This window comes from Enterococcus sp. E5-37 (genome assembly GCF_035726925.1).
Lineage (GTDB): Bacteria > Bacillota > Bacilli > Lactobacillales > Enterococcaceae > Enterococcus_B > Enterococcus_B faecium.
In genome coordinates this window covers 1-24,841 of record NZ_JAPMLG010000006.1, presented here as the reverse complement: position 1 = coordinate 24,841, position 24,841 = coordinate 1, and the positions used below count along the sequence as shown (strand labels likewise).

The following is a 24,841-nucleotide window of genomic DNA, read 5'->3' as shown; positions in this document are numbered from 1 at the left end:
ATGCTAAGTAAAATAGGCGTCTGGACCTCCTTTTTCAATCCGTGCTTGTTCATAAAATTCTGCAACTGACACATTCACATAAACAATGACCCACAAAAGACCGATGAACAAAGCGATTGCTCCTAGCAAATACCAGCCGATAAAAGACAGCTGCAACAAAATATACGTACCAATTCTATCTTTCAATAAAAACCAGCCATATTTCAAACATTGAATAACCGACAAATCAGGATAGTCGAACTTTGTCCATGCAGCAAATTGGAATAAACCGCCAACAATACTCATGATGAGTGCTGAAACAAAAATCATCCCTATCATCGATAAAACAAAGCTGATATCAAGAAAATCTTCTGGCATGACACCCGTAGGTACCGCATTTGAACTGAAAAGCAGCTGCATATAAGTACTCACTCCGCTGATTAAAAACATGGGCAGAAAGATTAAACTGTTGAGTAGCCAGTTGATGACTGAATTGATCAAATTGATGCCAAGTATCGAACCAAAATACTTTCTTTGGAAAACTGAAAATAAAAGGTTACTTTTTGGTCTGCCACCCCGTACAACTACTAGCGCAATGTAAAACAATGCATAGTTGAATGCGAATAAAAGTAAATTATCGACTAGAAAACTCAATAAGTGCTGCTGCATGCTTTCTTCCGGAAAAGGACTGAAACCGTCAAAAAAGTTCTGGATGACGCTCGTAAATATTATAGATAAGAAAACAAGCCAAGTATTGATTCCCCATTGATTTTCCAAAGAAACTCGTGCTTTTTTCCGATATTCAGAAATAGGTATTCTATTATTCATTATTCATAACTCCGAATTTTTTCAACTGTTTCACTATCAAGCCGTTTCACTAATTCTGTGACTAGTTTCACTGTATTCAAATAATCATCTTCATGAATCACTGATGTATGGGAATGCAGATAACGAACAGGAACGGTAATGGCTACAGACGGAACACCATCTCTTGTCAAATGCATTTGTCCTGCATCAGTTCCTCCGCCAGAAATCACTGTATATTGGAATGGAATATCCATTTCCTCTGCTACATCAATAACAAAATTCAATAATTTTTTATGCGGGATCATAGATGCATCAAAAATCAAAATCTGTGGGCCTTTTCCTAAAATCGAATCTGCTTCTTTTGGTGTCATTCCTGGAGTGTCTCCTGCTGTACCAGTATCTAAAGCAAAAGCAATATCGGGATTTACAAGGTGTGTACTTGTTCGAGCACCTCGCAAGCCTACTTCTTCTTGCACATCGCTTCCTGCGAATAAAACATTTGGGTGTGCTTCTTTAGATAGATTCTCTAATACTCGCAGAGAAACAGCTGTCCCGATACGATTATCCCATGCTTTTGCCAGTAAATATTTACTGCCATTCATTCGTTTGTATTCAATATATGGAGTGACCATATCTCCAGGACGTATGCCCCACTCTTTGGCTTCTTCTTGGCTTGATGCGCCAATATCAATGAACATATCCTTTATTTCATAAGGTTTATTTCTTACTTGAGGTGTTAAAACATGTGGTGGTTTGGAACCAATCACACCGTGGACGATTTTCCCTTCACGTGTTTTGATTTCAACTTGCTGAGCAAGCATGACTTGCCCCCACCAACCTCCAAGAGTTTGGAATTCCAAGAAGCCTTTTTCGGTTATTTTTGTTACCATAAAACCAACTTCGTCCATATGACCAGAAATAAAGACCTTGGGGCCTCCGCCAGCACCATGTTTGGCAATCACACTGCCTAAACCGTCATAAAAAATATCATCAGCGAATGGTTTGGCATATTCTCTGAATACTTCTCTTACCTCTTCTTCATTTCCAGGTACTCCTTTTGCAGAAGTTAAATCAATAAGTAGCTGTTCTTCTTTTGTATCCAAATGTTTTCCCCCATTTCTATATTCATATTGTGATTATACCATTGCTTATGATTTTTGTTCAGGCAAACTTGGTATTTTTATCTTTTATTCAGAATATTCAAAAATAAAGAAAACAAGCGAGCAACACTCGCCTGTTTTCTTTATTTTAATTGTAGTTTATCTGGTATTTGATGTTGCCAAGATTTGCTAAAAAAAGCATCGTCAAGATGATACTTACTAGCAGTAATATGATTTTCTTCTAAAAACGGTCTGATCTGTTGATCTGCAGCCAACCAGCCTTTCCAGCCTAGATGGATCGTGTCTTCCATAAAATAGTTGGTACCCGCTTGATTGACAAAATCAGCTATTCGATTGAATCCTTGGCTATTTAATTGAAATTTGATCTTTTTGGCAAATCCTTGTAACATTTCTTGAGATAGTCCGGTATAATCGCTCCATTTCTCGTTAACCGGTGGGATGATGAACAATACTTCGTTATGGTTTTTTGCTAATTGATCCAAGACCAGCTGAAAATCAGAAAATTCTGGCGAAAAACGATAATCCCAATTTTTTTGTGACTGTTTGAGCTCTGGCTCGTGGGCTCGGATACGATGCGTATAAAAATCGTTTTTCAACCCGAATGGATTATTCGTCGTTTCTCGTTCTCCAATTTGATTTGCTAAAATGGATAATTCTGTTTCTTGGTATTGTTTTGGTAATCGTTTTGACTCATGATCGATTTTTTGCTGTCGATCTTTCAACCCAATATTGCTGAATACTTCATCCTCTCTCTTCAGCATGTTCCATTGGCTGCGCAGCTGATTCAAAGATTCAGGTAAAGGTAGCTTCCCTTTTTTGATCGTTTGCAGAATCGCCGTCAACGTATCATTCTCTTTTACTTTTGAGAAAGTTAATAATCTTCTAGCTAAATAGCGATCAGCAGGCGTTACTTTCTTCATTGAAAACAACCAGTCGTATGTTTGAAGTTCAGAATAATACGTATTAAAGTAATCAGTTTTTACACCATTTTTAACGAACCACTGAGGAGAAATAATAAAGACGACTTTCTTGTTTTTCATAGCATCTCCTGCAGAACGCATCATCATATATTGGCTTAACGATTGTGTCCCGGGTGCTCCCAGCAAAAATGGACGATAGTTTCGCTGGTATTTTTCTGCCAGAACAGACGGATGAAATGGACTGATTCTGCTTAATTCACTTGAGCCAAAAAAAGGAATATATTGTTTTTCAGATAATGCATAATTTTTTATCGCATCTCCTTTCAACACGTTCACTGACATGGAAGAAGAGGCACGTCTAATCGTTTCTGGATTAGAGATATCTACTTGATAGGAGGAGGTAAAAAACACAAACAGTAAGCCAACAGCTAAAACAACCGGGCCGAAAATAGCAAAAAGTTTCTTTTTCATACTCAACCCTTCAATGCAGTTGCTTGTTGAATGATTTTATTCGGTGTGCTCCAATCCTCTCGTTCGAATTCAGATACAGGGACTTGGATATCCAGCTCTCCGTCTAGCTCGACTAATAATTGAACAGATGCTAAAGAATCAAGCAACCCTTCATCAAATAGATCAATATCACGATTTTTTCTTACTTCATCTGTTCCTGTTATTTCTTCTAAGATTGATAAAATTTGTTCTTCCATTTTCCTTTTCTCCTTTGTTATATAAATTAATATGTCACTATTCGTTAGCTAAAAAAAGTTTATCTAAAAATCCTGAAAAAATCAGGAAGCTAAAACATACTGCTTGAAATGTCAAAAATACGGCTAAGCCATGCGTAAATTTGTTAGAAGGCAACTGCTCTTTATGCTTCTTCTTAAATCGGATCCATGCATCTGTCAGACAGATCAGACAAGCATGATACAGTCCATATACGATGTAGTACCACGTCAATCCATGCCATACACCCATTAGAAGAAACAAAGCAAAATAACCGATATTTGACATTACGATCTTGCTTTTAAAAATTTTTTTCTTCATCATGAAGAACATCAATCGCATATATACATAATCACGGAACCAAAAGGACAGCGTCATATGCCAACGATTCCAGAATTCTTTGATATTCCATGATAAAAAAGGTTTATTAAAATTGATTGGTGTCTGATATCCCATCATGTAGCTTGTACCGACTGCAAATAAGCTATAGCCAGCAAAATCAAAAAACAAATACATGCTGTACACGTACATATAACCTACTAATGCCCATGAAATACCACCATGCTGTAAGGCAATGCGTCCCACTACAGGAAGCAGTACTTGACCAAAATAATAGCCGATAATGAATTTATATAAAAAACCGACAAAAATATTTTGGACGCCTTTTCCCAAAAGATCAACATATTTATCACGAACAGGCGGATGGAGCTGGTCTTTTTCAAATCTCCTATAGCGATCGATTGGTCCAGAAGAGATTGTTGGAAAGAACAGCAGAAACTGGATATAACGAAATGGCTTATATGTTTTGATCATGCCATCTCTTATTTCCATGATCATTTGTACAGATTTAAAGGTTAAATAAGAGATTCCTAAAAAACCAAGTAACGATGCTTTTCCATGTTCAAAAAAAGGAGTCACTTTCGTTAAAAACAGTGGAATTATCGCTAAAATAACGGCGGCAAAAAACCATCCTGTCTGATTTTTCCTTTGCCGATAAACAAAATAGCCCCATACAAGTATCGTCTGCCACAAAACATACCCAATCAGCGCCGCTCCCTGTTGCCAATAATTACCTCCAAAGCTGACAAATAAAAAGAAAAGTGTCACTGCTGATTGATAAACTGGTAATCTTTTTTCCCATATCAATAAAGATAGAACGATCGGTACAAGCGCAATGGCTAAAAGAAAAAAATAAAACGGCTCTGCATAAGGGATCATATGAGGTAACATCATTCAGGATTCACCTCAGCTGTTAATTTTTTTCGATCGATTTTTCCATTAACTGTCTGAGGCAGCAGATCGACATAATGGAACTTCTGAGGAATCATATAATCCATCACAACTTCTAGTAATTGTTCTTTGATAGATTTAGTCAACTGAAAATCCGGCTGTTTCGTTTTGTCTTCTAATACGACAAAAGCAACCAGCTGCTGTACTTTTGTTCCTTGGTATTTTGGTACGACGACAGCTTGTTTGATTCGGTTGTCTTGGAGCAGATAATGTTCGATATCCCCGAGTTCAATCCGGTATCCATGTAATTTGACCTGCTGATCCATACGTCCTTCATAAAATAAAAGCCCATCTTCATCTAGTCTACCTGCATCCCCTGTATGGTAACTTGCTAAGTCATTTTGACAAAAGAACGCAGCAGCTGTCTTTTCGGGATTGTTCAGGTAACCTTTTGATACGCTTGGTCCTGCAATAATGATTTCACCCGTTTCTCCTTTTGAAACAGGTTTGCCTTCTTGGACAATAGAAACTTTCGTGTCTTTTTTTACGTAGCCAATCGGTAGTCGGTCATAACTATCTAGTACATGCTGGTCAATCTGAATACTTGAAATAGCTACAGTTGCTTCTGTTGGACCGTAAGTATTATATATCCGTGCATTTGGGAATCGATCAAGTAGACTTTCTGCAGTTTTTTTCGTCAATTCTTCTCCGCAAAATAAAAACATGTCCAATTCCGGCACATTTTCTCCATTGAATGTAGGTTCCATCAAGCAAATATCCATAAATGATGGAGTAGAAACCCACACATTCAACTTCAAGGCTGGCAATGTCGCGAATAATTGACGAAAGTCTTGAACAACTGCTTTATTTAACGGCTTCAGCATTCCGCCAGAAACTAATGCAGGATAAATAGAAAATACCGATAAATCAAAAGAAAATGGCGCCTGGGCTAAGAAATGCATACCAGGCTTGATCCCAAAGTCTTCCATCGTCCATTGAACAAAGCTGACTAGATTATCATGACTGATTTGTACGCCTTTTGGTTCTCCAGTAGTACCAGAAGTAAAAATAATATAAAAATTTTCTGTACCTTTTACGCTATTTCTGGGATAAAATCCTACTGGTATCTTCTTGATTTCTTGAAATTCTTTTTTTGTTATGACAGGAACCGAAGGAATATCTTCTATCCAGTCCCCGATACTGATGACCATAGATGGTTTAGCCACCCGAAAGATCGACAGGATACGCTCCTTGGGTGTATGCTCTTCAATCGGCAAATAGGCATGGCCAGATTTGACAACCCCTAGAAATGAGACAATCATTTCAAACTCCAAATTGCCAAAAACGACAATTGGTCCATCACCTTCTACCTTTTTTTCTAAATAATAAGCAAGTGCGTCTGATGCTTGTTTCAATTCACCAAAAGTATGCGTCTCATCCGCCTGATAAGCAACTCGATCAGGTTCATTTATTCCCCAATCATCGATTGCTTCAATAATCGTTTTGATTTCCATACTCTTCCTCCTAAAATTCGTTATAGATAAAAGTTCCTCCTTGAATATTTTTATAGTGATACAGATAAATCAGGAACAGCAGTACTGCACTATAAAAAATTGTTCGAATGATGAATTTTCCCCAATAATTCAATTTTGGATTAGAACGCCATTTGTTCATTGGATTCCCTCCTCATATAACCTCACACAAAGTGTAACTAATTTTGACAAAAAGAAACATGTGTCTAGCTTACAGAAACCGTTTTTTTACTAACAGTTTTGTCACATAGCATTTATAAAAATAGCACATCAAATCACTGCTTTTTTCTTTATAATTTCTCGTACTTTTAAAAAATATAAAAAATAAAGAGGTTGTGACAAAAATCGTGTCACAACCTCTTATTCCAAATAAATGGTATTCAAAATATAGTTCTATTTATTATCTTGTCTTATTCCGTATATCATTCCTCGATAATCCGACAATATAACTGACTCGTAATGACATAAAGCAAAAGATAGATAAGGATCAATAAGCCACTCACAAGATAAGCCAACCAATAATCGGCAGTTTTTATATACTGAGTGAAGACATTGATTGCAAATACTGCGTGAGTGATCCCTAATATCATGGGTGGAAAGAAGGTAAGTGCGTTTTGCTCGAAGATCATCCGTCTGATCCTTCTTTGTGGAATCCCCAGCTTAGTCAATAGGTGATAATTTTCTTTTTCTTCCTCTGCTTCTGCTAATTGCCGAACTGTCAAAATACTACCAGTAGCAATAATCACGATCATCCCGACAAATAGTGTGACAAAAATATTGATACCGATTCGCCGATTGACTGCACGCAATTTCGAATAGCTGGAAGAGAAATTCAAACGAGAGCTTTCTTGGCTAAATTGTGCTTCCTTCATTTGGTCATCCGGAAGTTTCTTTGTGCTAATTTCTCCTTGTAGACTTCCATTTACGATATCATAAGAATAATAAACAGCATTGAGCCACTTTATCGACAGGTCATTGCTCAGTCGTTCATCTATTTTTTCATTATTTCCACCTGATACATCTACATTGACTACTTGATAATCCACACCTTTTGCTTTTTCAAAAACGGTATCATCTACAATCAGTACAGGACTTAGATATACCATTGTTTTGTCACCTAATACACTTGGAAGCATTTGTTGAATCTTCAATTCTTGATTATCCGGCAGTCCAATACTAGATCCATATAATGAAATATTCCGAAAAAGAGTTTGCATTTGATCAAGCAAAACAGTATGACCAGGAGATTTCAAAGAAATGTTCGGCAAATCTGGATTAACTTTTCTGAAGGCTTGATATTGTGTTTCCGTGATCAGATTAGCAGTTAGAAACATAGGTTCTTCGAGATTTTGACTATAGATACTCCCAATGACTTTATAATGCAAGGTGATTTCTTTAGTTATCTTCTGCCCTTCCTCTGCTAGAATCGGCTTGATTTTTTTCTCTGTCTCAACATCAAACTGATAGTCCATCGGGGAGGAAACTTTCTCCTGGTAGGATAAAATAGTAGAGATACTAGCCGTGCCGCCAATTGTCATTAAAGAAATTCCGAGAATGACTGTAATCAGAGAATTTGTACGCCAACTTTTGAGCAAATGAACTTGCGTGTTACCCATTATCAAAAAATTGATACCATAGTAATAAATCTTCCATTTACTCAATATGATCAAAAATAACCGAAATGTATAACAGAAAAACAAATAAGTACCGACCACACAAACGAAAAAAATTAAAAAAGGAAAAAAGAAAACTAATGTATCAAGATAATGATAACTGATCATCCATGAAGTGATTTCCCTAAAATGACTAGCTCCAAAATATCCGCTCGTTAAAAGCAGTAACCCGATGACTGCGAGTAATCGGTGCCTTGTCCTGAAGCGCATTGTTGAACTATCTGCTTGTTCTTTTTCTCCAAAACTTCGAATCATTGGATAGCGCCATATTTTCCATATTGAATATACAGATACTGCTAAAAGGATGATGAAAAAAGCAAATAAAGTATCTACTACTGATGGAATGGAGATAAAAAATGGACTAGTAAGATCCATATCCATCATTCGAACCAAAATCATTGAAAAGAGTTTGGAAAAAATAATACCGAGTAATATCCCAGAAATACAGGCGAACAATCCAATTATCATGATTTCTAACACATATATACCTGATATCTGCAGTTTATTCATACCAAAAAGCTGATAGATGCCTATTTCCTTTTGCCTTCTATTCAAGAAAAATCGGTTGGCACTGAATACGAAAAAAAGCAAAACAACAGTAATGATAAATCCGCCAAAACTCAATCCACCATCTATTGAAGTATCTTGACTTGCTCTTCTGACTAAAGATTGATCGTAGGTCATTGCGCTGAAGGAATAATAGATCATTACGGATAAAGTCAAACTGAAAAAATAAACAAGATAGCCTCGTGACTGCCGAAAAAAACTTTTAACGGCTAGTTTATACAGCATTCATTTTTCCTCCTCCGCCAATCGTCGCCTGCATGTCTATTACTTTCTCAAAGAACTCTCTTCTTGTCCCTCTTCTGACAACTTCAGAAAAAATCACACCATCTTTAATAAATAAAATTCTATCGCAGTAGCTTGCTGTATATGGATCATGGGTGACTAACAGTATCGTTGCTTTTTCTTTTTGATTCATGGTCTTCAAGTAGTTCAACAATTCTGTAGCCGACTTCGAGTCCAAAGAGCCAGTTGGTTCATCTGCAAAAATCACTTGTGGCTGAACAACAAGTGCTCTAGCAGCTGCAATTCGTTGTCTCTGTCCGACAGAAAGTTCATCGGGATACCGTTTGAGCAGTTCTTCTATATTCAACAATTGAGCTACATGTCTTACTCTCTTTTCCATTTCCTCTTTAGTCATCCGTTCAACTGCTAGGGGCAATAGGATATTGTCTTTTGCATTTAGGGTATCGATCAAATTGAACTCTTGAAAAATGAATCCTAGTTTTTTTCGACGAAAGTCACTGAGCTCACTGTTTTTCATTTTTGTGATTTCTTTTCCTTGGATCGAGACACTGCCCATCGTAGGCAAATTGATCGTGGACAAGATATTCATCAGCGTTGTCTTTCCTGCACCACTTGGGCCCATAATCCCAACAAACTCGCCTTCTTCTACTGTGAATGAGATATTATCTAAGGCTTTGACGGGAGAAAGTTTGCTGCCGTAGCTTTTACTTAGATGTTTCACTTCGATCATCTTTTCCAATTCTTCTCCTCCTCTTTCATTTTTCATTTCTATTTATTTGCATAGTAGCATATCTACGAATAATTTGCTCTTATGTTTTTGTCACTTTTACTTGGACTGAATAAAAAATTTTATTCAATTATTTTATTCAGCAAAATTAAATATGCAAAAAACAAATCCACCAGCTACAAGTTTTCACCTTTTTTCACAATAAAATATACACTACATATAGTATAGAAATCCAATTATACAGCACATTGAATACTATATATAGCCGATATTTAGTTGCTCCTTCCCAGATTTTGTTTTATGATAGACAAGAACAATTTAGCAGGAGTTGAAGATAATGAAAGTAAATTATGAAGAAAAAACTGTCGTTACTCAGCAGCCAGAGACATCCCAGATGAAAGTCATCAAACGCGATGGCCGCCATGTTGATTTCGATGAACAAAAGATCAATGAAGCACTGATCAAAGCAGAAAAGAAAATTCACGGCTCATTATCACCACTTACTTACGAAAAAATTCAAATGATTGCAGACTTGGTTGTCCAAGAAATCAAAAGCCGGTTTGCTGAAAATGTCAAAATCTATGAGATTCAAAACATCGTGGAACATATATTACTAGAAAAAAACGAATATGAATTAGCAGAAGAGTACATCAATTATCGTACCAAACGAGATTTTGCTCGCAGTAAAGCAACAGATATCAACTTTTCGATTGAAAAGCTAATCAACAAGGACCAAACTGTCGTGAACGAAAACGCAAATAAAGACAGTAATGTTTTCAATACACAGCGAGATCTGACAGCCGGGATCGTTGGAAAATCAATCGGACTGAAAATGTTGCCACCACATATAGCAAATGCGCATCAAAAAGGCGATATCCATTACCATGATTTGGATTATCATCCTTATACACCGATGACGAATTGCTGCTTGATTGATTTCAAAGGCATGCTGAACAATGGTTTCAAAATCGGCAATGCCGAAGTCGAATCGCCAAAATCTATCCAGACCGCCACAGCACAAATCTCACAGATTATTGCCAATGTAGCGTCAAGTCAATATGGTGGCTGTTCTGCCGACCGAACAGATGAATTGCTTGCTCCTTTTGCAGAATTGAACTATAAAAAACATCTAAAAGATGCGGAAGAATGGATCGATTCGCCAGAACGACAAAAAGAATATGCAAAAGCAAAAACCAAAAAAGATATCTTCGATGCTATGCAAAGTTTGGAATATGAAATCAATACCTTATTTACTTCAAATGGACAAACTCCTTTCACTTCATTAGGATTTGGACTAGGAGAAAACTGGTTTGAAAGAGAAATTCAAAAAGCAATTTTACAGATTCGAATCAATGGATTAGGGAGTGAAAAGCGGACAGCTATCTTCCCTAAACTGATCTTCACTTTGAAAAAAGGTGTGAACTTAAACCCTGAAGATCCTAATTACGACATCAAACAACTAGCATTGGAATGTGCAACGAAAAGAATGTATCCTGATATTCTGAATTACGATAAAATCGTTGAATTAACTGGAAGTTTCAAAGTACCTATGGGCTGTCGTTCATTCTTGCAAGGGTGGAAAGACGAAAATGGTCAAGAAGTAAATGTCGGACGAATGAATTTAGGTGTTGTTACATTGAATTTGCCAAGAATCGCGATCGAATCAAAAGGAGATCAGAATAAATTCTGGCAGTTACTGTCTGACCGCTTAGAAATCATGAAAGATGCTCTTCTCTATCGTGTAGAACGTTGTAAAGAAGCCATTCCTGCAAATGCACCAATTTTATATATGTATGGTGCTTTCGGGAAACGTCTTTCACGTACCGATTCTGTCAATGAATTATTCAAAAACCGTCGAGCTACTGTATCGTTAGGCTACATTGGATTATATGAAGTTGCTTCAGCTTTCTTCGGTGGCGAATGGGAAACAAACCCAGAAGCAAAAGCTTTCACACTTGATATCGTCAAAGAATTAAAAGCTAATGCAGATGCATGGGGGGATGAATATGGTTATCATTTCAGTGTCTATTCAACTCCAAGTGAAAGTCTAACTGACCGTTTCTGCCGTTTGGATACAGAAAAATTCGGCATCATCGAAAATATCACAGATAAAGAATATTATACAAACAGTTTCCACTATGATGTGCGTAAAAACCCAACGCCATTTGAAAAATTGGAATTTGAGAAGGATTATCCAAAATATTGTTCAGGTGGATTCATCCACTACTGTGAATACCCTATGCTCCAACAAAATCCGAAAGCTTTAGAAGCTGTATGGGATTTTGCATATGACAAAATCGGGTATCTTGGTACGAATACGCCAATCGATCATTGCTATCAATGTGGTTTCGAAGGTGATTTCAAACCGACAGAACGAGGATTCGAATGTCCAGAATGTGGAAATCATGATCCAAAAACATGTGATGTAGTCAAACGTACTTGTGGCTATTTAGGAAATCCGCAAGCTCGTCCGATGGTACATGGCCGCCATAAAGAAATTTCCTCACGTGTGAAACACATGAAATGAGGTTGTGAAAAAGCTGTTCTGCATCAAGTAATAAGAACAGCTAAACAAAAATAGCTCCTCATATTTTTCGTTTAGTTGGGCTTATTACTGCAGATGCAAGCTTGTGAACACCGTTTATTCAGAATAAGAGGCTGTGACAAGTCTTTTTTCACCACCCTCTTTCGATGGCTTTGTATCTTTGAACGCCCTCTATCAAAATAAGAACAAGCTTTCTTGAACAATGGATTTAGGTCAGTTTGTTCTTATTTATGTGGTCGAGTAGATTTTATCTTCAATAGCTATATCTTTGAACCTTAAATGAAAGAAGTTTTTTTATGAGAAATCCAAAACCAAAAGAATGGTTAGCAAAAGACTACAGCCGAAACTATATTGCTGACTACAAACCGTTTAATTTTGTCGATGGTGAAGGTGTCCGCAACAGTCTTTACGTTAGTGGCTGCTTATTTGCCTGCGAAGGCTGCTTCAACAAAGCTGCACAAAATTTCCGATATGGCAAACCATTCACACCTGAATTAGAAGAACAAATCATTTCTGACTTGCGCAACGATTACGTGCAAGGATTAACTTTACTTGGTGGCGAGCCTTTTTTGAATACAGATGTTTGTCTGCAAGTCGTACGACGTATCCGAAAAGAGTTCGGTACGACAAAAGATATCTGGTCATGGACAGGCTATACCTTTGATGAATTGCTACAAGATTCAGAAGATAAATTAGAACTCCTTTCGCAAATCGATATCCTTGTTGACGGACGCTTTGAATTAAGCAAACGTGACCTAAAACTACAATTTCGCGGAAGTAGCAACCAGCGGATCATTGACGTCCAAAAATCTTTAGAATCCAATCAAGTTGTGATTTGGGAAAAATGTACGGATGCAACAGAAACCTATGAACAAATCAAAAAGCAAGACTTGATATAAAAACAGCTTTGGGAGAGAAAACGGATTTCCGTTTTCAACTCTCAAAGCTGTTTTTATATTTCTTGATTTTCCCATAATGGAAGGACGATGTTTTCATAAGTCATCGGGTCCAGATTCGTCAAAGTAATCCCTAACAATCGGATCCCTTTTTCTACTCCCAAGATTTCCTCCCATATAAGGCTTGCTTGATAAAAGAGTGCTTCTTTTTTATAGATATATTCTGGCAATGTCACTCTTTTGGTCACAGTAGAATAGTCCGTGTACCTGACCTTCAAAACTACTGTTTTCCCATGTTTTTGGACTCTTCTCAGTGCTTCTTCTACTTTTTCAGCTAGTTGGCGCAACTGAGTCAGCACTGCTTCTTCCGTTTGCAATGGCTGCCCATAAGTATGCTCTTTTCCCACAGATTTTCGCTCTCTTGTAACGTTTACTGGAGAATCATGGATTCCTCTGACTTTACGATAAAGAGAATAGCCCATTTTTCCAAAATTTCGAATCAACATCATTTCTGTGCATTCATATAGGTCTTTTCCTGTATAAATCCCTAGCTCATGCATTCTAGGTACAGTTTTCTTCCCTACCCCATGAAATTTTTCAATTGGCAAAGCTTTTAAAAATGGCACAGCGTCTTGAGGGGCAACTACCGTGATTCCTCTAGGTTTTTGATAGTCTGATGCTAATTTGGCCAAAAACTTATTGTAACTTACTCCCGCAGAACATGTTAGCTGGACACTCTCCCAAATATCTGCTTGGATCATTCGGGCGATTTTGATGGCTGACTTGCAATTGATTTTATTTTCGGTCACATCAAGATACGCTTCATCGATACTAACTGGTTCCACAATATCTGTATAACGATAGAATACTTCCCGTACTTGTTTGGAAATATCGCTGTATTTATGATGGTCGCCAGGCTTAAAGATGGCTTGCGGACAAAGCTCATACGCTTTTTGTGCACTCATTGCTGAATGAATTCCGAATTTTCTTGCTTCATAATTTGCTGTAGTCACTACTCCACGCCCACCAGTGTCACTGGGGTGTCTGGCAATTACTAATGGATGTCCGCGAAACTCAGGATGATCTCGTTCTTCAACCGAAGCGAAAAAAGCATCCATATCAATATGAATGATTTTTCTTGATGTATCATTATGTAAAGGAAATTGCAGCTCCATCATCCTCACCTCTTATTTATTATACAAGAACATTAGTTCGCGTTCAAGAGATTTGAAAAGTTAGTAGCTGATTTCCTCATTAGTCTTTCATTATAGACAACTTATACTATCTCAGTCTAATTCATGGTACTGACGGTAGACTTCTTGTTTTTTCAGCCCATTTTTCAGCGCTACTGCTTTGATAGCAGCATTTGGTTTTTCGCCTGAAGCGATCTTTGCTTCTACTTGTTCCTTTAACGTTCCCAACTCTTCATCAACTTCCGTCACTGGCGTTTCGAACAAATTCCCTTCTACAAGCAGACAACATTCACCCTTTACTGGATGTTCTTCGATATAAGCGAGTAGCTCTTCCGTACTTCCTCTAAGGTATTCTTCATGGACCTTTGTCAATTCCCGACACAAAACGACTTGGCGATTTCCAAAAATTTCTAAGAAATTCGTCAATGTAGCAGTGATCCGATAAGGTGACTCATAAAAAATCAGCGTAGCTGTCTGTTCTTTTAGCTTTTTCAATGTTTCTTTCTGTTCTTTTTTCTTACGTGGAAGGAAGCCATAAAATAAAAATGGTTGAGGCACTAGCCCTGAAGCAATCAAAGCCGTCATCCCAGCTGTAGGTCCTGGGATAGAGATCACAGAAATCCCTTCTTTTATGCAGGCTAAAACTAGCTCATGTCCAGGATCGCTGATGGAAGGCATTCCTGCGTCACTGACTTGAGCAATCGTTTTTCCTTCTTTTAACAAAGCAATCAATTGAGGGACACGTTCTTTATAATTATGTTCATGTAAACTTTTTTGGGGTGTATGGATTTCAAAATGATTCAATAACTTTTGTGTATTACGCGTATCCTCACTTGCGATAAGATCGGATTCTTGCAGCATACGAACACTTCTGTAGCTCATATCTTCTAAATTTCCAATTGGCGTCGGTACAAGATATAAATCCCCATATACCGGATTTCCCTTGAAACTTTTTTGATTATACATCTGTCACAATCTCCTTAATAAAAAGACTGGAGCAGTATTTCTCCGCTCCAGTCTCCTCTTGTTATTGGTCATCGACCGCTTTCGCGATAGATCACTTCTAGACAAAACGCACAAGGCTCGTCATTGTCCCTTCTTGATCCATATAAATCGTAGCAGACATGGAATCCTTCTTCATAAATTTTTTCAAGATTCATACGAGACTTAGAAAGTTCCTGCTTCACATTTTCAGCTGGAGCTTGTGCAACTTGGTTCAATTCCCGCAGGTGTTCCCGCAGACGTTGATTTTCCATCTCCAAAGTTGTATTTTTTTCTACGATCTCATGCAAAGCATGCTTCATTTCAACAAGTTCTGTTAATGTATTTCTCAACTCTGATTCTAATTGATTCAATCCGTCGTATAATGATCTCTTATCCATTCATCTCACCTACTTGGATAAATTCTTTCAATTCATCCCATTCATATTCGACAGGATTTTCCCGTCCAGTCAGCCGAATACTAACGATACGGCTAAGCAGATTCAACCCTACGACTTTCCCTTTACCATCAGGTGTAGCAATTACTTTTCCAAAGTCAGGGAGTTCTTTTTTCGCTGTCTCGTATTCTTCGCTCTCATATTGCAGACAGCACATCAAGCGTCCGCATAAACCGGAAATTTTTGTTGGATTCAAAGATAAACTTTGATCTTTTGCCATTTTGATTGATACAGGCACGAAATCGCCTAAAAAAGAAGAACAGCATAATGGACGCCCACATGGACCAATTCCGCCTATTATCTTTGCTTCATCGCGGACACCAATTTGTCGAAGCTCAATACGAGTACGAAATACAGCGGCCAGATCTTTTACCAATTCTCTAAAGTCAATTCGCCCGTCCGCTGTGAAAGAAAAAATCAATTTATTTCGATCAAATGTGTATTCAGCTTTGACCATTTTCATTTCCAACTCACGCAACTGCACTTTTTCTTTTGCGATTTTCAATGCATCATGAGCATCTTTTTTGTTTTTTTTGTCTTTTTCTAATTCAGCTTGTGACGCTTTATGCAAGATCGGACGGATAGCTTCAGGAAGGTCATTGGGATCAATCTCTTTTTTAGGAAGGACAACAGTAGCAATATGTAAGGATTGCTGAGATTCGACTAATACCTTGTCATTATAAACATATTCAGAGTCTCCTGGTGCAAAATAATAGATATGACCTGCATCTCTATATCGGACACCTACTACTTCTACCATTTCCATCCTCCTTGATCATCATCCTTTGCGGCAAGCTAAAAAATCGTATGCAAAACGAACTGTTCCGCAACAGCCTGAAAACTGACATTGCTGCGTAGTTTCTGCTCTGCGATCAATATCCGTTCAATTATCTGGTTTATCTGTTTCACTTTGCCATATTCGCCGTTTGCTACTGCTTGACGCTGTGCTTCCTGATAATAAAACATCAAGACAGATAATCCTGTAAACTGTTGTGTTTTTTCTTTAAATGATTTTACCAATTTTTTTTGGACATAGATAAAGGCTTGAGTATCTTGCTTTTGCAAGTAAACGAACCATTGATAAATCAAGTCCTTAGCATCATTAAACCATTCATCTTGAGAGATTTCAACTGCTTTTCCTAAACTGTTTGTTAAGAAAGCCAAAAGTTTTGCTTTTTCCAATGGAATCTGCTCTTCTTGCAATCGATGGATCAGTGCGTCTTTCGAAAGTTCTTGAAAATGCAGAACTTGACAACGAGATTGAATAGTAGGGAGAATTCTTCCTACTGCATCTGTTTCTAACACCGCTAAAAAATCTCCAGGGGGCTCTTCCAAGAATTTCAACAAACTGTTTGCAGCACTGCTATTCATTTTTTCAGCTTCTTTGATCAAAAAAACTTTTTTTCTTGATTCGTAACCGCTGCGACTGAATTCCGTCTGCAAACGTCTGATCTGATCGACTTTGATGGTTTGTCCTTCCGGTTCAATAACCAAAACATCTGGATGTTCTTTCTTTTCGATCCGCTGACAATTGTTGCATTTTCCACAAGGCAGATTGTCTTTCATTTGGGTACAGAACAGGTGCTGTGCAAGCCATATACCTACTTCATGTTTTCCTGTTCCTTTCTCCCCTTCAAAAAGATAAGCATGAGCGATACGCCCATGCTCAAAACTCCGTTGAAGCTGCTGATACACGATCGGTTGCATTTGAGCCAAGTTTATTTCTTGATTCATAGCTCAGCTCCTCCTAAAATTGATGGAATCCTTCAACAGGTAAGACGAAGACTGTGGCACCGCCTACTTCTACTTCTACTGGATAAGGGACGCCCCCATCCATCGAAATATCCAGTGTAACAGGTGTAGATACAAATTGCTTTCTTGATTCACACGTTTTTTTGATGATTTCCAATGCTTCTTCTACACGGTCATCTTCAATACCCACGATAAACGTGCTGTTTCCAGCCTTAAGGAAGCCGCCTGTCGATGATAGTTTTGTGGCACGGATATTTGCATCAATCAATTCATTTGATAAACGGTTGCTGTCTTTGTCTTGGATAATCGCTAAAATAATTTTCATAAACGTTCACCTTCCTAGTTTTCAAAAAATTGCGGATACTGTTCAATAATTGTATGATAACTTGTTTGCAGCACTTCTTCAAAGCTTTTTCTTGCATCAACTTTGTGGATTCTTTCCGGATTCTCTTCTGCCAGCTTCAAATAGGCATGACGTACACGCTGGTGGAATTCCAAACCTTCCGAATCTAAACGGTCGATTTGATTTTGTCTGTTTTTCTTGATTCTTCTTAATCCGGTGTCTGAATCTACGTCAAGATAAAGGGTAAAATCCGGCGTAGTACCTTCTGTAGCAAACTCATTCAACCGAGCAATCTCGGTAACGCCGATGCGTCGGCCTGCACCTTGATAAGCAAGAGAACTGTCGACAAATCTATCGCATAAAACGATTTTCCCTTTTGCCAAAGCAGGCAGAACCTTTTCGACTAGATGTTGTCTTCTTGCCGCTGCATAAAGCAGTGCTTCCGTACGTTCATCCATCCGATCATTTTTTGGATCAAGGATCACTGCTCGGATCTCTTCAGCAATCGGAATGCCTCCTGGTTCTCTTGTTTGAATGATTTCTGTTTTTGCTACTTCTTTCAAAAGAGGGTAAAGTTCATTCAAGATGCTGGTTTTTCCTGCACCATCAGGCCCCTCGATTGTAATAAATAGTCCGTTCACATTGTTGCCCCCATCTCTTGTGCTGCTTTTATATTGTATCTGAAAAAACACTTAATTAGAAATTTATAACTCACGTCTTCCTTCGACAGCTTTCAATAAAGTAACTTCATCTGCATACTCGATATCAGAACCTACAGACAGACCATGTGCTAGACGAGTCACTTTGATACCTGCGGGTTTGATCAGACGTGAGAGATACATAGCTGTTGCTTCTCCCTCTGTTGTTGCATTTGTTGCGATAATCACTTCTTTTACATCTGCATCATGCAGCCGCTGCAACAGAGAAGAAATATTGATGTCTTCTGGACCTGTCCCTTCCATCGGTGATAACACACCATGGAGAACATGATAAAGTCCGTGATATTCTCGCATTTTTTCCATTGCCATTACATCTTTCGGCTCTTCGACCACTAGGATAACGCTTCGATCACGTGAAGGATTTCTACATATTTCGCAGGGATCTTCTTCTGTGATGTTTCCGCAGATACTACAAAAATGCAAATCGCGTTTTACACTTAACAAAGATTTAGCAAATTCATTTACTACTTCATCTTTCATATCGATCGTATAAAAGGCGAGTCTTGTCGCTGTTTTCTGACCGATTCCTGGAAGTTTCATGTAGCTGTCGATCAGTTTCGCAATTGGTTCTGGATGTTGCATATTCATTACTCCTTCAGTTTAAAACTAAAATCCTGGTAAACCTTTTGCGTATTTCCCTAATTTTTTCTCAGTTTCCACATCAATTTGTGCGATCGCATCATTGACTGCCATTACGACAAGATCCTGAAGCATCTCGATATCATCAGGATCAACGACTTCTTCATTGATTTGGATATCTTTCATGCGACGATCGCCTGTAAAAACCGCTTTGACCAATTCATTGGTGGCTTTACCTGTAAACTCTGTTTTATTTAGCAGCTCTTGTGCTTCTGCCATTTCTTTTTGCATTTTTTGTACTTGTTTCATCATGCCTTGCATATTGCCCATTCCACGCATCATAATTATCTACTCCTTTTTATTAATCATCTACCACTGTAACAGCTTCGGAGCCAAACAGTTCCTCTGCTTTTACTACAAATGTTTCTTCTGGTACTTCTTGTTCTTGAGGAAGCAACTCGATTTCTCCTTCTGAGTCTTCAGAAGCAAAAGAGTTTTCTGTTCCCTCTTCTTGTGCCTGCGTCAAATAATTTCTTCGAAGTTCTGGCCAGCTTTCTCTTGTAATATAAACAGGATCAGGCGCATAATCTTTGATCATTCGGCTTAAGTTGTTGTGTACCGAAAGCTGCAATTCTTCGTCATTTGCTGCTCTTTGACAAACAATCTCATAATCAAACGCAATCACTAGTCCTGTAGGTCCAGCTGCAACTGGTTCGCTTGCTTTAAGCATTGCTCGCTGAGTGACAGATAGACTCATCAGTAAGTCTTCCCATACTTCTTTTACTTGGTTCAGATGCTGTCTTGTCGCTTCCCGCAGAACTTTATATACTCGTTCCGTCGGTACACGATAGGTACTTGTCTGTTTTTTATGATTTGTTTGCTGTACCGGCTGTACTTTTGTATTCTCAATTCCTGTATTACTGCGTAGTTCCTTGATTTCGTTTCTTAGTTCCTTAATCTCTTGTTGTAGCTGTTTTACTATCTGATCATCTGCAAATGCTACATCTGCTGAAGGAACAGAAGCAGACGGTAGCTGTGCAAGTTTGACTGTAGCGACTTCCAAATAAATAGCGGCACTATTGGTAAAACGAATTTCATTTTGAGTATCGCTCAAAATCTTTATCATTGAAAACAGCTGATCCGCTGAAACAGTTTGTGCCAATTCTGTAAATGTACTTCTGATCGTACTCGATTGTTCCTCAACTAGATTAGGTGCTTGCTGATACATCAGCAAGTCACGGCAGTATTGTAACATATCCTCTAGAAAGCGACGTGATTCTTTACCGGCTGCGAGAATTTGGTTCAATGTTTCCAATGCTTCTGGTACTTCTTTTTTCACGCAAGCACTCAAGTAACTGTCCATCATTTCGTCAGTTAAGCTACCTGTCACTTGCATGGCATCATCTAAAGTAATTGTTCCTTCACTAAACGAGATTGCCTGATCAAGAATACTCAATGCATCCCGCATCCCGCCTTCTGCAGAACGGGCAATCACATTCAATGCAGCTGGTTCATAGCTGATAGTCGATTCTTTCAAGATAAATTCAAGATGTTCGACAATATCTGCCGTATTGATCCGTTTAAAATCAAATCGCTGAGTCCGTGAAATGATCGTAGCTGGTATTTTGTGAGGTTCGGTCGTTGCTAAGATGAATATGACACTTTCTTTTGGCTCTTCCAATGTTTTCAACAAGGCATTGAAAGCTCCTGTTGAAAGCATATGTACCTCATCAATAATGTACACTTTGTACGCTGCCTTTGTAGGCGCATAATTTGCCCGATCACGGATAAATCGGATTTCTTCGACTCCGTTATTGCTGGCAGCATCGATTTCGATCACATCTTCTTGCGTGCCAGCAGTAATTGATCGACACATTTCGCATTCGTTGCACGGCTCACCGTCTTTACTGTTCGGACAGTTGATTGCTTTTGCGAAAATCTTTGCTGCACTCGTCTTTCCGGTTCCTCTGGGTCCTGTAAACAAGTAGGCATGTGAGGTTTTGTGGGAAACAATAGCATTTTTTAGTGTCTGTGTCACAGCTTTTTGTCCAACGATGTCTTCGAAACGCTGCGAACGCCAGACTCGATAAAGTGCTTGATATGCCATAAGGATCCCCCTTTTTTAAAAAATTCACTATCTCTTATTATACGTGATATTAGGTAAAAAAACTACTATCCTTCTCGGCTTTTTCAGGTATTTAAACAATACGCAATTTTCCATTTCAATTCCGTCTCTAGTCCGAGAAGTTTCACATCTTCCTATGGTATAATAAATAAACAATAATTGTTTGGCATTAGCTGAATCAGAGGAGGAATTTTTTATGGGTCTTATCAAAGCAGCAACAAGTATGGTTGGCGGCGGTCTGGCAGATCAATGGCTAGAAGTCATCGAACCAGACAATATGAGTGATACAACGGTCATGACAAAAGGTGTCAAAGTCCGCAAAGATGACAAACGTGGCTCCAATCGTAAAGGAACAGAAGATGTTTTAACAGACGGAACAGTCGTCCATGTCTATCCAAACATGATGATGCTTTTGGTCGATGGTGGAAAAATCATCGATTATACCGCTGAGGAAGGTTATTACACCATTAAAAATGACGCAGCTCCTTCCATGTTCAACGGAACACTGAAAGAAGCAATTGCTGAAACTTTTGACCGATTTAAATTTGGCGGCGTCACACCGCAGAAACAACAAGTTTTTTATATCAATCTCCAAGAAATAAAGGGAATCAAATTCGGTACAAGCGCGCCGTTGAACTACTTTGACAATTTCTATAACGCAGAATTATTCTTACGGGCACATGGCACTTATTCTATTCATGTCGTTGACCCGATTTTATTTTATACAAACGCAATCCCTAAAAACAAAACACAAGTGGAAATCAATGATATCAATGAGCAGTATTTAGCTGAATTCCTAACAGCGCTGCAATCAGCAATCAATCAGATGTCTGCAGATGGTCAACGGATTTCTTATGTACCATCTAAGAGTTTGGAATTAAGCAAATACATGGATACTGCATTGGATGATTCTTGGCGTGAATTACGTGGGATGGAGATTGTTTCTGTGGCTGTAGCCAGCATTTCTTACACCGATGATTCTGTGAAACTGATCAATATGCGTAACGAAGGGGCGATGCTAGGTGATCCTAGCGTACGTGAAGGATACGTGCAAGGTTCCATTGCACGTGGTATGGAAGCAGCCGGAAAAAATGAAGCAGGAGCAATGACCGGCTTTATGGGTGTAGGTATGGGAATGAATGCAAATGGTTCTTATCTTTCTCAAGCAGCTCAAAATAACCAAGAACAAATCAAACAACAAGCAGAAAAACAAAATCAACAAACTGCACAAGGAAATGCGGATACTTGGACATGTCCAGTTTGCGGGACAGAAAATTCCGGAAAATTCTGTTCCAACTGCGGAGCTGCCAAACCTGTAGAAAACGTTCAGCCTAAGCTGCAAATGCGATGCAGTGAATGCAATGAGATCGTGGATCTTTCCAACGGCATCCCTAAATTCTGTCCAAACTGTGGTAAACCGTTTAAAGGAATCCCCGTTGATTAATTTATTTAGAAAGGTGTGCAGCTGATGGATGTTCTTACACATAAATGTCCTAATTGCGGCGGTCCGTTGACTTTTGATCCCAAAGACCAAAAATTTCATTGCGAATACTGCCTGAATATCTATACAGAAGAAGAAGTCAGCCAATATGAGCAAAAGCAAAAAGAAGCGCGTATGGCTGGCGAAGAAAGCAAAGAAGAACCTTCACCTACCGAAGATTTTACTTTTACAGCTCAAGAACAGCTTGCCGATATGAATGAAGCCGAGCGCAAAGCGGTTGACGAGGCAGGCGGTTTTTCAGATACAGCGGACGAATCTGCAGATAATACCGCAGCGATGGATCTTTTTCTTTGTCCCAACTGTGGTGCAGAGATCGTGACTGATGCGACAACTGCTGCGACTTATTGTTACTACTGCCATAATCCCGTCGTACTATCGGGACGTTTAAGCGGAGAATTCTTGCCAAATAAAGTACTTCCTTTTGCTGTCGAGAAAGAAGAAGCAATCAACAGATTTCTCGCTTGGACCAAGAAAAAATGGTTTGTTCCCAAAGCTTTTTTCAATAAGGATCAAATCGATAAGTTGACAGGTGTATATTTCCCTTATTGGGCTACAGATGCTGAAGTAGATGGTGCCATGCAGGCGAATGGTACAGTTATCCGCATATGGCGGATAGGTGACATCGAATACACAGAAACGAAGCAATTTGCTGTTTCAAGAGCAGGCAAGCTTTCTTTTAAAGAACTAGTAAAAAATGCCTTATCAAAAAATACGCAACAAAAGATGGTCGAAGGCGTGCAACCTTTCCCGTTAGATAAAGCAATTGATTTTAAAAGCCAGTATTTAGCCGGTTTCCAAGCAGAAAAAAGAGATATCGAATATGAGGCAATCAAATCACAGATTCAATCTGAATTAAAAGACTATTCAGAGAAGCTGTTAAAAGATACCGCAAATGGATATACAACATTGACCGGTGTGCGAACTTCTGCTTCAATCACAAACGAAGTAAATAATTACGTATTACTGCCGGTATGGCTTGTTACTTATCGAAGCAATGACTCAAGTAAAAAAGTCTACTACTATGCAATGAATGGACAAACAGGAAAGGTCAGCGGTGTCCTGCCGATCAGCCAGAAAAAATTGGGACTGACCGCTCTTGGGATTTTCGCTGGGCTAGCGATCCTCTTTCTGATCGGAGGTTACTTGATATGATGAAAAAAATTTTTTTATTCTTTCTTTTGCTAGTAAGTGTTGGCTGGCCGGTGGCTACTCATGCAGATACAGTTACGGTAAATGATGAGGCTGGGTTATTTACAACAGATCAAATCCAATCTTTGGAACAACAGGCAGAAAAGCTGAATGAAAAAATCAAAGGACGAGTCTTGATCGTAACGACTACATCTAATTCAGAAGAACCAAGAGACTTTGCTGATAATTACTTAAGAGACGCAGTCGGAAATGATCAAAATGGCTCAGTATTGCTATTAGATATGGGACAGCGTGAAATCTACATTTCGACTTCTGGTAATATGATCGATTATTTGACTGACAGCAGAATCGATTCGATCTTAGATGATGTTTATGATCAGATGACAAATGCTGCCTATTACAATGCTGCAAAAGCTTACCTGTCTAAATCAGCAACATATGTGGAAGACGGAGTTCCAGGAGGACATTATCGTGTAGACGAAGAAACTGGCAAAATTACACGCTATAAGGTTTTGACGACAGTAGAAATCATCATTGCTGTTGTTTTGGCTCTTATCCTTAGTCTTGTCTTTTATTTTGTGACTGTTTCGCGTTATCAATTGAAATCAGGCATCTACAAATATCCATTCCGAGAAAAATCCAGTATCAAATTAACTGAAAAAACCGATCGTCTGACAAATTCTTTTGTCACGACAAGAAGAATCCCCAAAAGCCCACCTCCTGGAAGCGGCGGTGGCGGAAGTACTACCCATTCTAGCGGTGGCGGGACTTTTGGCGGTGGCGGCAGAAGTTTCTAAAAATTGCTAAATGAATGTTCGCAAAAAAAGGGCTGTGACAAAAATCGTGTGTACCGACCCCCAAAAGTTAGACCAAAAAATCTAACTTTTGGAGGTCGGTATTTTTTATGGCTAAGTATACTTTTGAACTTAAATTAAAGATCGTTCATGATTATTTGGATGGTAAAGGCGGAAGTGATTATCTGGCAAAGAAGTATTCCATTAAGGCTCCATCACAAGTGAAGCGCTGGATCAATGCCTATCAAGAATTTGGTGAAGAGGGTCTAGTAAGAAAGCGACAA

General features: G+C 38.6%; 25 protein-coding genes. 6 read left to right on the top strand and 19 right to left on the bottom strand.

Going from position 1 to position 24,841, the window contains the following annotated elements:
* Positions 1-3: 3 nt before the first annotated feature.
* The 9 genes from OS138_RS06395 to OS138_RS06355 all read right to left on the bottom strand — a co-directional run bounded on the left by OS138_RS06395 (position 4) and on the right by OS138_RS06355 (position 9,534).
* A complete protein-coding gene (locus tag OS138_RS06395; protein WP_002288098.1) occupies positions 4-807 on the bottom strand; it encodes a DUF975 family protein in 804 nt (267 codons plus the stop codon).
* Positions 807-1,889, bottom strand: coding sequence for a M42 family metallopeptidase (locus OS138_RS06390; protein WP_002288096.1), 1,083 nt, complete (start codon positions 1,887-1,889; stop codon positions 807-809). Before OS138_RS06390 ends, OS138_RS06395 begins: the two co-directional genes overlap by 1 nt.
* A gap of 140 nt (positions 1,890-2,029) precedes the next feature.
* Positions 2,030-3,298, bottom strand: a complete 1,269-nt coding sequence (gene dltD, locus OS138_RS06385; RefSeq protein WP_002288094.1) for a D-alanyl-lipoteichoic acid biosynthesis protein DltD — start codon at positions 3,296-3,298, stop codon at positions 2,030-2,032.
* Between the two features lie 2 nt (positions 3,299-3,300).
* Positions 3,301-3,534 carry a D-alanine--poly(phosphoribitol) ligase subunit DltC gene (gene dltC / locus OS138_RS06380; RefSeq protein WP_002288092.1) on the bottom strand — a complete coding sequence of 78 codons (234 nt, stop codon included), beginning with the start codon at positions 3,532-3,534 and terminating at the stop codon, positions 3,301-3,303.
* Between the two features lie 37 nt (positions 3,535-3,571).
* Positions 3,572-4,783 (bottom strand): D-alanyl-lipoteichoic acid biosynthesis protein DltB, encoded by a 1,212-nt coding sequence (dltB, locus tag OS138_RS06375; protein WP_142652128.1) that lies wholly within the window; start codon positions 4,781-4,783, stop codon positions 3,572-3,574.
* The gene (dltA, locus tag OS138_RS06370) at positions 4,780-6,294 is read right to left on the bottom strand and encodes a D-alanine--poly(phosphoribitol) ligase subunit DltA (RefSeq protein ID WP_002317605.1); all 1,515 of its coding nucleotides are present in this window, start codon (positions 6,292-6,294) and stop codon (positions 4,780-4,782) included. The genes dltB and dltA overlap by 4 nt, the downstream gene beginning before the upstream one ends.
* A gap of 10 nt (positions 6,295-6,304) precedes the next feature.
* A complete protein-coding gene (locus tag OS138_RS06365) occupies positions 6,305-6,454 on the bottom strand; it encodes a teichoic acid D-Ala incorporation-associated protein DltX (RefSeq protein ID WP_002288113.1) in 150 nt (49 codons plus the stop codon).
* Between the two features lie 280 nt (positions 6,455-6,734).
* Positions 6,735-8,777, bottom strand: coding sequence for an ABC transporter permease (locus OS138_RS06360; protein ID WP_193815990.1), 2,043 nt, complete (start codon positions 8,775-8,777; stop codon positions 6,735-6,737).
* On the bottom strand, positions 8,767-9,534 hold the full coding sequence (locus OS138_RS06355) for an ABC transporter ATP-binding protein (protein WP_002304285.1): 768 nt from the start codon (positions 9,532-9,534) through the stop codon (positions 8,767-8,769). Before OS138_RS06355 ends, OS138_RS06360 begins: the two co-directional genes overlap by 11 nt.
* Before the next feature lie 325 nt (positions 9,535-9,859).
* Between OS138_RS06355 and nrdD the strand changes: the two genes are divergently transcribed.
* Together nrdD and nrdG are read left to right on the top strand one after the other, a co-directional pair.
* Positions 9,860-12,049 (top strand): anaerobic ribonucleoside-triphosphate reductase, encoded by a 2,190-nt coding sequence (nrdD, locus tag OS138_RS06350; RefSeq protein WP_002288083.1) that lies wholly within the window; start codon positions 9,860-9,862, stop codon positions 12,047-12,049.
* Positions 12,050-12,363: 314 nt separating this feature from the next.
* On the top strand, positions 12,364-12,966 hold the full coding sequence (nrdG, locus tag OS138_RS06345) for an anaerobic ribonucleoside-triphosphate reductase activating protein (protein WP_087626490.1): 603 nt from the start codon (positions 12,364-12,366) through the stop codon (positions 12,964-12,966).
* A gap of 53 nt (positions 12,967-13,019) precedes the next feature.
* Here the strand turns inward: nrdG and dinB are convergent, their stop codons facing one another.
* The 10 genes from dinB to dnaX all read right to left on the bottom strand — a co-directional run bounded on the left by dinB (position 13,020) and on the right by dnaX (position 21,095).
* Positions 13,020-14,141 (bottom strand): DNA polymerase IV, encoded by a 1,122-nt coding sequence (gene dinB, locus OS138_RS06340; RefSeq protein ID WP_002294035.1) that lies wholly within the window; start codon positions 14,139-14,141, stop codon positions 13,020-13,022.
* 108 nt (positions 14,142-14,249) lie between these two features.
* Positions 14,250-15,122, bottom strand: coding sequence for a 16S rRNA (cytidine(1402)-2'-O)-methyltransferase (gene rsmI, locus OS138_RS06335; protein WP_002318291.1), 873 nt, complete (start codon positions 15,120-15,122; stop codon positions 14,250-14,252).
* A gap of 68 nt (positions 15,123-15,190) precedes the next feature.
* A complete protein-coding gene (locus OS138_RS06330) occupies positions 15,191-15,538 on the bottom strand; it encodes a DNA replication initiation control protein YabA (RefSeq protein WP_002288076.1) in 348 nt (115 codons plus the stop codon).
* The gene (locus tag OS138_RS06325) at positions 15,531-16,355 is read right to left on the bottom strand and encodes a PSP1 domain-containing protein (protein WP_002298875.1); all 825 of its coding nucleotides are present in this window, start codon (positions 16,353-16,355) and stop codon (positions 15,531-15,533) included. The genes OS138_RS06330 and OS138_RS06325 overlap by 8 nt, the downstream gene beginning before the upstream one ends.
* A gap of 35 nt (positions 16,356-16,390) precedes the next feature.
* The gene (gene holB / locus OS138_RS06320) at positions 16,391-17,329 is read right to left on the bottom strand and encodes a DNA polymerase III subunit delta' (RefSeq protein WP_087626488.1); all 939 of its coding nucleotides are present in this window, start codon (positions 17,327-17,329) and stop codon (positions 16,391-16,393) included.
* A gap of 13 nt (positions 17,330-17,342) precedes the next feature.
* The gene (locus OS138_RS06315; protein WP_002292340.1) at positions 17,343-17,672 is read right to left on the bottom strand and encodes a cyclic-di-AMP receptor; all 330 of its coding nucleotides are present in this window, start codon (positions 17,670-17,672) and stop codon (positions 17,343-17,345) included.
* A 14-nt stretch (positions 17,673-17,686) separates the two neighbouring features.
* Entirely contained in the window at positions 17,687-18,331 is a 645-nt protein-coding gene (gene tmk, locus OS138_RS06310) for a dTMP kinase (RefSeq protein WP_002294039.1), read from the bottom strand.
* 63 nt (positions 18,332-18,394) lie between these two features.
* Positions 18,395-18,991, bottom strand: coding sequence for a recombination mediator RecR (gene recR, locus OS138_RS06305; protein WP_325069857.1), 597 nt, complete (start codon positions 18,989-18,991; stop codon positions 18,395-18,397).
* Positions 18,992-19,015: 24 nt separating this feature from the next.
* On the bottom strand, positions 19,016-19,330 hold the full coding sequence (locus OS138_RS06300; RefSeq protein WP_002292337.1) for a YbaB/EbfC family nucleoid-associated protein: 315 nt from the start codon (positions 19,328-19,330) through the stop codon (positions 19,016-19,018).
* Positions 19,331-19,349: 19 nt separating this feature from the next.
* Positions 19,350-21,095 (bottom strand): DNA polymerase III subunit gamma/tau, encoded by a 1,746-nt coding sequence (dnaX, locus tag OS138_RS06295; protein ID WP_123838775.1) that lies wholly within the window; start codon positions 21,093-21,095, stop codon positions 19,350-19,352.
* A gap of 214 nt (positions 21,096-21,309) precedes the next feature.
* On the opposite strand from dnaX, the gene OS138_RS06290 reads away from it, so the two are divergent.
* From OS138_RS06290 to OS138_RS06275, 4 genes are all read left to right on the top strand, one after another.
* The gene (locus OS138_RS06290) at positions 21,310-22,557 is read left to right on the top strand and encodes an SPFH domain-containing protein (protein WP_002294044.1); all 1,248 of its coding nucleotides are present in this window, start codon (positions 21,310-21,312) and stop codon (positions 22,555-22,557) included.
* A gap of 24 nt (positions 22,558-22,581) precedes the next feature.
* Entirely contained in the window at positions 22,582-23,766 is a 1,185-nt protein-coding gene (locus OS138_RS06285; RefSeq protein ID WP_002298878.1) for a hypothetical protein, read from the top strand.
* Positions 23,763-24,560: a TPM domain-containing protein gene (locus OS138_RS06280; protein ID WP_142652132.1), complete on the top strand. Its 798-nt coding sequence runs from the start codon at positions 23,763-23,765 to the stop codon at positions 24,558-24,560. The genes OS138_RS06285 and OS138_RS06280 overlap by 4 nt, the downstream gene beginning before the upstream one ends.
* A 107-nt stretch (positions 24,561-24,667) precedes the next feature.
* Positions 24,668-24,841: helix-turn-helix domain-containing protein (locus tag OS138_RS06275; RefSeq protein WP_143353310.1), on the top strand; the 174-nt coding region annotated here is incomplete at its 3' end.